This is a genomic window from Actinoallomurus acaciae (assembly GCF_042429965.1).
In the GTDB taxonomy this organism is placed as follows: Bacteria; Actinomycetota; Actinomycetes; order Streptosporangiales; family Streptosporangiaceae; genus Actinoallomurus; species Actinoallomurus acaciae.
On the sequence record NZ_JBHLZP010000014.1, the window covers coordinates 32,512 to 40,539 of the forward strand.

Consider the following 8,028-nt stretch of genomic DNA (forward strand, 5'->3'; position numbering starts at 1 on the left):
ACTCGGACTGCGCCGACGCCGCACCCGCTGACCAGCCTGAATACCCGCTGTCATCCCGGCCAGCGAGCGGAAATCTCAGCCTCCACGGCGGATTCAGTCATCGGCTGGTTGACGTAGTGCAGAGAAGACGCGAATGACGGGGTCGTCGTGCTCCTCTCTTTGAGAGATGCCGACGAAAAGCCCCAGTTCGAGGTCGTGAACACCACGCTGGAGGCCCTCGCCGAGTTCGTTCGCCGGCTGGGTGCATGCATGCACTCGCCCCGGGCGGAGATCGCCGCAGGGCTTGAGGAGCTCGACCCCCAGGCTTTCAAGCATCCGCACTGCTGGTGGGCGATGGTGGTCGTCCGTCTCCAGCGGGAAGCGGCCAGGCGTGGGAGGGCGTATTCGCCTGCTAAATCGCACAGCGAGGCCTTCTACCGGCTCGGTGAGGCGGGGTGGCGGCACGTCACGGGCAAGGAGTTCGCGTCCGTGACCGGTGAATTCGGGCTGCTGGCCATGCCGGAGGATTTCTCGGACGCGTTCCGCCTCAGCAGGCGACGACAAGATCACGATCTACGGCCGCCGTTCTAGGACGCGCCGGCGGGGACGCGGAGGGAGACGTTCTGTGGCCAGCCCAGGAGGGCCTCGCGGTAGATCTCGTCGGGTTCGAGCCGGAGCAGTTCCTCCGCGATCAGCTCGGCCTTCGGTCGCCGGTGCAGCCCCACCTGCCGGTCGGGCTGGCCGGGGCGGCTGAGGGTCGCCACCCGCCCGTCCGGGCGTGTCACGCAGAGGCGTCCGGACGTCGTCTCCAGCGCGACCGACGTCACGCCCGGCCCGTTGGACCAGCCCACCTCGGCCGGTACCGCCAGCCGCTCGGACAGCCAGGAGGCGAGGAGCACGGCGCTGGGGTTGCCGAGCACGGCCTCCACCGAGACCCCCGTGATGGCCCCGTAGGGCTTGTCCAGCCCGCTGGCCAGCAGCGAGCGCCACGGTGTGAGCCGGGTCCAGGACAGGTCGGTGTCGCCGGGCCGGTAGGCCAGCGCCAGCCGGGTCAGCGCCTCGAGGGGGTCGGCGTTGCCGGTGACGTCGGTGATGCGCCGCTGGGCGAGGTCGCCGAGGGGCTCGTCGCCGGGGCGGCTCGGGGCCTCACCCGGCCACCATGTGATGACCGGCGTGTCGGGCAGCAGCAGCGGCAGCACGGCCGACTCGGCATGCTGGGCCAGCGACCCGTACATCCGCATCAGGACGGTCTCGCCGGGGCCGGTGTCACCGGCGTGGACCTCCGCGTCCAGCCGGGGCTCCTCGCCGCTGCGCCGGATGACGGCGAGGATCCGGCTGGGGCTGTCCTGCGACGCTTCGGCCGAGCATCGCAGCGCGTCGTACTGGCCCACCTCGTCGGTGACGATCACGAGTGTCAGCACCTTGCCGCACGCCGGACCGCCCACCCGGTGACGTACGGCGATGAGCGCCTCTTCGATCTTGCCGGTCGTCGTGCCCACCAGATCGATGATCATGATCCGTACCTCCCGGGCGCCGGTGCGAGTGCGCGGGCCGGGCGATCGGCCTCGCGCCGACGCCCGTCGTCCATGGTGTTCCCCCGGCCGTACGGGTGCCGGACCGGGACACGGGGCGTGATGCACGTCCTCTTCCAGCGGACCTCTTCGGCTCCGCCGGATCAAGGGTGCGGGGTAAAAACCTGGGCAAGCCGCCCCCCGGACGCGAGGCTCCGACCTGGGACGGCGGGGCGGGGTTGGCCGCCGCGCCCAGAGGGAACGGCTGGGGGTGGCGATGCCGGACGGTACTGGAGACCCGTCATGGTACTTACGGGGCGTACACCACCGACCGCTCCGGAGCGGCCCCGGCCTGCCCGCGGTGGACGCGTCGTCTCCGTGCTCAGCACGACCGATCACAAGGTGATCGGCTATCTGTACCTGACGACGGCGTTCGGCTTCTTCCTCATCGCCGGCCTGCTGGCGATGATCATCCGGGCCGAGCTCGCCGCGCCGGGCCTGCAGTTCGTCACCGAGGAGCGGTACAACAGCCTGTTCACGCTGCACGGCACGCTCATGCTGCTGCTGTTCGCGACCCCGCTGTTCGGCGGCTTCGCCAACTTCCTGGTGCCGCTGCAGATCGGGGCGCCCGACGTCGCCTTCCCGCGGATGAACGCCCTCGGCTACTGGCTGTTCCTGTTCGGCGGGCTCATGGTGCTCGCGTCGATGTTCGACCCGAACGGCCCGGCGAGCTTCGGCTGGACCGCCTACACGCCGCTCAGCGACAAGACCCACTCCCCCGGCGTGGGCGGGGACCTGTGGATCATGGGGCTGGTGCTCTCCGGCCTGGGCACGATCCTGACCTCGGTCAACTTCATGACGACCATCGTCACCATGCGCGCGCCGGGGATGACGATGTTCCGGATGCCGATCTTCACGTGGAACATCCTGTTCACCGGCGTCCTGGTGCTCCTGGCCTTCCCCGTGCTGACCGCGGCGTTGCTCGTCCTGGAGGCCGACCGCAAGCTCGGCGCGCGCGTGTTCGAGGCCAAGTCGAACGGGGCGATGATCTGGCAGCACCTGTTCTGGTTCTTCGGCCATCCCGAGGTCTACATCGTCGCGCTGCCGTTCTTCGGGATCATCACCGAGATCATTCCGGTGTTCAGCCGCAAACCGCTGTTCGGCTACGTCGGCATGGTCGGCGCGACCATCGCGATCACGGGTCTGTCGGCCACGGTGTGGGCGCACCACATGTTCGCCACCGGCCAGGTGCTGCTGCCCTTCTTCTCCTTCATGTCGTTCCTGATCGCGATCCCGACGGGGGTGAAGTTCTTCAACTGGACCGGCACGATGTGGCGCGGGCATCTGTCGTTCGAGTCGCCGATGCTGTGGTCGATCGGGTTCCTCGTGACCTTCCTGTTCGGCGGGCTGACCGGGGTGCTCCTCGCCTCGCCTCCGCTGGACTTCCACGTCACCGACAGCTACTTCGTCGTCGGGCACTTCCACTACGTGCTGTTCGGCACCGTGGTGTTCGCCATGTTCGCCGGGTTCTACTTCTGGTGGCCGAAGATGACGGGGCGGATGCTGAACGACCGGCTCGGCAAGATCCACTTTTGGCTGCTGTTCGTCGGCTTCCACACGACGTTCCTCGTCCAGCACTGGCTCGGCGCGGAGGGCATGCAACGGCGCGTGCCCGACTACTGGAGGCCGTTCACGGCGCTGAACGCCGTCTCCAGCGCGGGCGCCTTCCTGCTCGGCCTGTCCACGCTGGTGTTCATCTACAACGTCTACTGGGCCGCCCGGCACTCACCGAAGATCATGGCCGACGACCCCTGGGGGTACGGCAACTCGCTGGAGTGGGCCACCTCGTCCCCGCCGCCGCGCCACAACTTCCGCGAGATCCCCCGGATCCGGTCCGACCGGCCGGCGTTCGACCTGCACTATCCGCACACGCCGCTGCCGGCCGGCGGCGACCTGTCCGGCGAGGGGTGAGGCCGCCCTTCGGATCCGACATATGCCCAGGTCAAGCCGGGTAGTTGAGCAGTATTCATGGCGGAACGCGAACGGCCGACAGGGGGCGCTCATGACCGTACGTAACGAGGAGACCGGGCAGATCACCGGAACCGCGGACAAGGACTACAACCTGCTCTGGTTCACCGAGACGTGCCTGAAGAACGCGCTGAGGCTGGAGACCTACATCGCCGACGCCGACCGGGCGGGCGACACGGAACTGGCCGATCTGTTCCGCCGCGCCCAGGCCGAGAGCCGCAAGGGCGCGGAGCAGGGCAAGGAGTTCCTCCGCCGGCGCATGTGACGTGACCGCCGGGAGTCAGGGCCGGGGCAGCAGGACGCCGTAGTCCGGCGGGAACCGGACGGTCAGATCCGCGTACTCATCGTGGCCCACCGCCTCACGGAGGGCGGCGAAGACGGCGCGGGCGTCGCGTTCGGCGGACTCGAGGTCCACGCCCTCGCGCTCGGCGACGCGGCGCAGGAACTCCCCGACGTCGAAGCGCTCGGCGGAACGCTCGGTGTGCAGCCAGGGCCTGATCTCCACGGGCAGCCGCTGGAGGAGGTCACGCGCCTCGTCGCGGGAGAGGCGTTCGGCCAGCGTCGTCAGGACCGCCCGAACGGCACGTTCGGTCTCCTCGGAGTCTCCGCCGGCCTCGCTCTGCGTGATCTGGAGGAATCCGGAGTACTCCATGCCACCTCCTGACCGCCGACGAAGCGGCGAGCGTACGCCTTCGGCCGCGGCACGCGGCCCGGACCGCGGCCCAGAGACGCGCCGCCCCCGCCGGGCGGCGGGGGCGGCGCGGTGCGACTCTCCTGCGGCGACACGTCAGTGGCCCTCACGGCCGGACGCTATGCGCCACGCCCCGGCGCGACATCCCTAGTCCGGGTAGTACGCCAGGGCCTTCGGGGTTGTCCACAGCGCCTCGCCATACCGCCGGGCCCCGCGAGGCGGGGTCCGCGCCGTGCTCGGGGCGGGTCCGCGCCGTGCTCAGGGCAGCATCGCCGCCAGGTCCTTGGGCAGCTCGGCCTTGATCCCCTCCCACTCTCCGTCGGTGACGTAGAGCCGCAGCGCCTGTGTCACCGAGCTCACCAGCTTCTCGACCCCGCCCTCCACCTCGTACGGCGGCATCTCACGGCGAATGTGATCGAGGAACTCCTCGCGATGCATCTTCACGGGCACCTCGCTCGGATGCCATCCGTCGTAGTAGAGGCCCCGGACCAGCATCGGCAGCTGGGCGGCGAAGTGCGCCGCCTCGTCGACCGTCAGGCGGTCGCGCACCGCGTGCAGCACCGCGCGCAGGGCGTTGTAGGACTGGTTCCGCCGCTCCTTCGGCCAGCCGCAGGATTCCTCGATCTGCCGCAACATGCGATTCGTCTTGTGCAGCGTGGTGTCGAACGATGAATATCCCGTCTGAGTCATCCGGTGCCCCGTTCCTTGGGATTACGACCGCGTCCCCAGACCGCCATAACGGGCCCCTCCCCCAGGCCCTCGCAGCGCAAACGAACGGCGGGACGGGAATCACGGCCTCGTCGTCCGAGCGCTACCAAGGTTGAGGATGCGGCCGGCAGCGACGGCGAGCAGCGTCGTATCGAAAGGGGTCCACCTCGGGCGAGGAGGGGTCATGCCGAAGGCGGCGGGGATCGATCTGGGGACGACGAACTCGGTGATCGCGGCGATGGTCGAAGGCCATCCGTCGGTGGTGCCGAACAGTGAGGGGTCGCGGACCACGCCGTCGGTGGTGGCGTTCACTCCCGAGGGCGAGCGGCTGGTGGGGCAGCTGGCACGTCGTCAGGCGATCCTGAATCCGAAGGGGACGATCTATTCGGCCAAACGCTTCATCGGGCGTCGGTTCGATGAGGTGTCCAGTGAGCTGAACGCGGTGACGTTCGACGTCGTCGCCGGGCCCGACGGCGCGGTGCGGTTCCAGGTGGGAGACAAGCAGTACGCGCCGGAGGAGATCTCCGCGCTGGTTCTGCGGAAGCTGGCCGATGACGCGGGCAAGTTCCTGGGCGAGCGGGTGACCGAGGCGGTCATCACGGTCCCGGCGTACTTCAACGACGCCCAGCGGCACGCCACCAGGGACGCGGGGCGGATCGCGGGGCTGGAGGTGCTGCGGATCATCAACGAGCCGACCGCCGCCGCGCTGGCCTACGGGCTGGACAAGAAGGGCAACGAGACGGTCCTGGTGTTCGACCTGGGCGGCGGGACCTTCGACGTGAGCATCCTCGACGTCGGGGACGGCGTGGTGGAGGTCCGGGCCACGTCCGGCGACGGGCACCTCGGCGGCGACGACTTCGACCGCCGGATCGTGGACCACCTGGCGGAGGAGTTCAAGCGCGACACCGGGATCGACCTGCGGGACGACCCGCAGGCGTTGCAGCGGCTGTTCGAGGCGGCCGAGAAGGCGAAGGTCGAGCTGTCCTCGGTGACGCAGACGACGATCAACCTGCCGTTCATCACCGCGGACGCCTCCGGACCCAAGCACCTGAACACCACGTTGATGCGCTCGACGTTCGAGCAGTTGATCGCGGACCAGCTGGCGCGGTGCGAGGGCCCGATGCGGCAGGCGATGAGCGACGCGAAGATCACCGCCGACGACATCGACGAGGTGATCCTGGTCGGCGGGTCGACGCGGATACCGGCGGTCCAGGCCCTGGTACGGCGGCTGACCGGCGGCAAGGAGCCGAACATGACGGTCAACCCCGACGAGGTGGTCGCGATCGGCGCGGCGATCCAGGCCGGGGTGCTCAAGGGCGAGGTCGAGAACGTCGTGCTGCTGGACGTCACGCCGCTGTCGCTGGGCCTGGAGACCCTGGGCGGGGTGATGACCAAGACCATCGACCGCAACACCACGATCCCGGCGCGGCGCAGCGAGACCTTCTCCACCGCCGAGGACAACCAGACGGCGGTGGACGTGGTGGTGCTGCAGGGCGAGCGGGAGCGTGCGGCGGACAACCGGACGCTGGGCCGGTTCCGGCTGGAGAACATCCGTCCGGCCCCACGGGGAGAGCCGCAGATCGAGGTGACCTTCGACGTGGACGCCAACGGGATCTTGAACGTCTCGGCGCGGGACAAGGACACCGGAGCCCAGCAGGCGATCACGATCAGTGAGAGCACCAATCTGGATCCGTCGGAGATCGACCGGATGATCCACGACGCCGAGGCGCACAGCAGCGAGGACGCCCGGATCAAGGAGACCATCGACGCCCGCAACACCCTCGACTCGGTCGCCTACCAGGTCGAGCGGCGCCTGGGCGAGTTCGGCGAGCGGGTGCCCGAGCACGAGCGGGCGCGGGCGCAGATGCTCATCAACGACGCCCGCCAAGCGATCAAGGAAGAGGCTCCGATCGACCGGGTCCGTTCCCTGACCACCGAGCTCCAGCAGGTCTACCACGGCCTGTCCGCCATCGGCACCGCCGGCGGGCCCGAAGGACCGGGTGCTCCCGGCGAACCGGGACGGCCATCGCCCGGCGGCGAAGACGTGATCGACGCGGAGTTCACCACCGATGAGTGAGACGGCGGGCGGCGGCACCGGCGAGGCCGGGCGGGAGCCGCGCACCTGGCCGCCGGACCCCGGCGGGGCATCCGCCGAGGCCGGGGCACCGGCCGAAGAGGCCGATCAGGGCCCGGTCGAGGCCGCCGGAGAGGACACCGCGGCGAAGATCTCGGAGCTGGAGGACCGGTGGCGGCGGGCGCTGGCGGACCTGGACAACTACCGCAAACGCACCGTCCGGGCCCTGGACGAGGAACGCGACGCCGAACGCGCCCGTACCGCCGCGCAGTGGCTGCCTCCTGGACAACCTCGAACGCGCCCTCGAACACGCCGACACCGAACCCGGAGCCGTCATCCAGGGCGTCCGCGCCGTCCTCGACCAGGCCCGCGACGTCATCGCACGCCTCGGCTACCCCCGCCAGGACGACGTCGGCGTGCCGTTCGACCCGTTCCGGCACGAGGCGGTGAGCACCCTCGCGGACACCGACGCGCCCGAGGGGACCGTGGTCGCGGTGACGCTGCCGGGGTACGGCGAGGGAACGCGGCAACTGCGGCCGGCTCAGGTGGTGGTCGCCAAGGGGCGGACCGATGGCCCCGCCTCGTGACTTCTACGCCGATCTCGGGGTGTCGCGGACCGCGAGCCAGGACGAGATCCAGCGCGCCTACCGCAAGCTCGCCCGCCAGTACCACCCCGACGTCAACAAGTCCCCCGACGCCGAGGAGCGGTTCAAGGACGCCTCCGAGGCGTACTCGGTGCTGTCCGACCCCGAGCAGCGCAAACGCTACGACGCGTTCGGCGCCGACTTCCGCCGGGTCCCCGAGGACGTCGATCCCGAGACCTGGGCGCGCGCCCGTGCCGGCACCCGTACCGGAGCCGGAACCGGCGGTGGCGGGTTCGGCGGGATCGACTTCGAGGATCTGTTCGGGGACGTCTTCGCCGGCCGCGGCGCGGGCGGCCGCCGGGCGCGGTACGGCGGCGGCTGGGGGCCGATGCCGGGCGCGGACCAGGAGGCCCAGGTCGAGCTGTCGGTCACGGACGCCTACCACGGCGCGCG

The 8,028-nt window shown here is 70.1% G+C and carries 9 protein-coding genes; 6 read left to right on the forward strand and 3 right to left on the reverse strand.

The window, feature by feature from the left end; translation table 11 throughout:
• The first annotated feature begins 147 nt into the window (after positions 1-147).
• The gene (locus tag ACFFNX_RS03880; RefSeq protein WP_512699844.1) at positions 148-570 is read left to right on the forward strand and encodes a hypothetical protein; all 423 of its coding nucleotides are present in this window, start codon (positions 148-150) and stop codon (positions 568-570) included.
• Here the strand turns inward: ACFFNX_RS03880 and ACFFNX_RS03885 are convergent.
• Positions 567-1,493, reverse strand: coding sequence for a glucose-6-phosphate dehydrogenase assembly protein OpcA (locus ACFFNX_RS03885; RefSeq protein ID WP_378195172.1), 927 nt, complete (start codon positions 1,491-1,493; stop codon positions 567-569). The two genes, ACFFNX_RS03880 and ACFFNX_RS03885, sit on opposite strands and share 4 nt — an antisense overlap.
• A gap of 300 nt (positions 1,494-1,793) precedes the next feature.
• Between ACFFNX_RS03885 and ctaD the strand changes: the two genes are divergently transcribed.
• Positions 1,794-3,461: an aa3-type cytochrome oxidase subunit I gene (gene ctaD, locus ACFFNX_RS03890; protein ID WP_378195175.1), complete on the forward strand. Its 1,668-nt coding sequence runs from the start codon at positions 1,794-1,796 to the stop codon at positions 3,459-3,461.
• Between the two features lie 91 nt (positions 3,462-3,552).
• A complete protein-coding gene (locus tag ACFFNX_RS03895; protein WP_378195178.1) occupies positions 3,553-3,783 on the forward strand; it encodes a hypothetical protein in 231 nt (76 codons plus the stop codon).
• Between the two features lie 15 nt (positions 3,784-3,798).
• Here the strand turns inward: ACFFNX_RS03895 and ACFFNX_RS03900 are convergent, their stop codons facing one another.
• Positions 3,799-4,170, reverse strand: a complete 372-nt coding sequence (locus ACFFNX_RS03900; protein ID WP_378195181.1) for a DUF2267 domain-containing protein — start codon at positions 4,168-4,170, stop codon at positions 3,799-3,801.
• Between the two features lie 297 nt (positions 4,171-4,467).
• The gene (locus ACFFNX_RS03905) at positions 4,468-4,899 is read right to left on the reverse strand and encodes a DUF2267 domain-containing protein (RefSeq protein WP_378195184.1); all 432 of its coding nucleotides are present in this window, start codon (positions 4,897-4,899) and stop codon (positions 4,468-4,470) included.
• Between the two features lie 202 nt (positions 4,900-5,101).
• Between ACFFNX_RS03905 and dnaK the strand changes: the two genes are divergently transcribed.
• The 3 genes from dnaK to ACFFNX_RS03920 all read left to right on the forward strand — a co-directional run.
• On the forward strand, positions 5,102-6,994 hold the full coding sequence (gene dnaK / locus ACFFNX_RS03910; protein ID WP_378195186.1) for a molecular chaperone DnaK: 1,893 nt from the start codon (positions 5,102-5,104) through the stop codon (positions 6,992-6,994).
• Positions 6,991-7,578, forward strand: coding sequence for a nucleotide exchange factor GrpE (locus tag ACFFNX_RS03915; protein WP_378195189.1), 588 nt, complete (start codon positions 6,991-6,993; stop codon positions 7,576-7,578). The genes dnaK and ACFFNX_RS03915 overlap by 4 nt, the downstream gene beginning before the upstream one ends.
• A partial coding sequence (locus ACFFNX_RS03920; RefSeq protein WP_378195192.1) for a DnaJ domain-containing protein occupies positions 7,562-8,028 on the forward strand: 467 nt, incomplete at its 3' end. The genes ACFFNX_RS03915 and ACFFNX_RS03920, both read left to right, overlap by 17 nt.